Genomic DNA, 761 nt, shown 5'->3' with positions numbered 1-761 from the left:
CCACACCTTAAGTGCTTAACCTTGCTACTTAACGTAACTCGTTGGCCCGTTCTACAAAAAGTACGCGGTCACACAAGAAATGTGCTTCCACAGCTTGTAAGTGCAGGGTTTCAGGTTCTATTTCACTCCCCTCCCGGGGTTCTTTTCACCTTTCCCTCACGGTACTATACGCTATCGGTCACTAGGTAGTATTTAGCCTTGGAGGGTGGTCCCTCCTGCTTCCCACAGGGTTTCACGTGTCCCGTGGTACTCTGGATCATATCTAAAGTCTTCTCGTTTAACATACAGGACTATTACCTTCTGTGGTGGGTCTTTCCAAACCTCTTCAATTACGATACCTCTTCGTTATGATATGTCCGCAACCCCAATAAAGAAAACTTTATTGGTTTGGGCTAATCCGCGTTCGCTCGCCGCTACTTACGGAATCGAATTTCTTTCTCTTCCTTCAGGTACTTAGATGTTTCAGTTCCCTGAGTTCCCCTCATTAAGCTATGTATTCACTTAATGATACTTAGACATTACTCTAAGTGAGTTTCCTCATTCGGAAATCTTCGGATCAAAGTTTACGTGCAACTCCCCGAAGCTTATCGCAGCTTATCACGTCCTTCATCGGCTCCTAGTGCCAAGGCATCCGCCCTGCACCCTTAATAACTTGACCAGTTAAAAAGGTTTGATAGATTAGAAGCTATCAACTTCGATAATTTTAAAAAGTTATCAGCTTTATATATTACAAATTAGATGTCATATCACTAAATATATAT

At 42.6% G+C, this 761-nt stretch carries 1 rRNA gene; it reads right to left on the bottom strand.

Annotation, left to right across the window (positions count from 1 at the left end):
• Positions 1-658 (bottom strand): 23S ribosomal RNA (locus KGF39_RS19410); the annotation flags it as partial.
• Between the last annotated feature and the right edge of the window lie 103 nt (positions 659-761).

Source organism: Clostridioides sp. ZZV14-6345, assembly GCF_020657775.1.
GTDB lineage: Bacteria > Bacillota > Clostridia > Peptostreptococcales > Peptostreptococcaceae > Clostridioides > Clostridioides difficile_D.
Note: the sequence above shows the minus strand (reverse complement) of the source record. Positions and strands in the feature narration are given on the sequence as shown.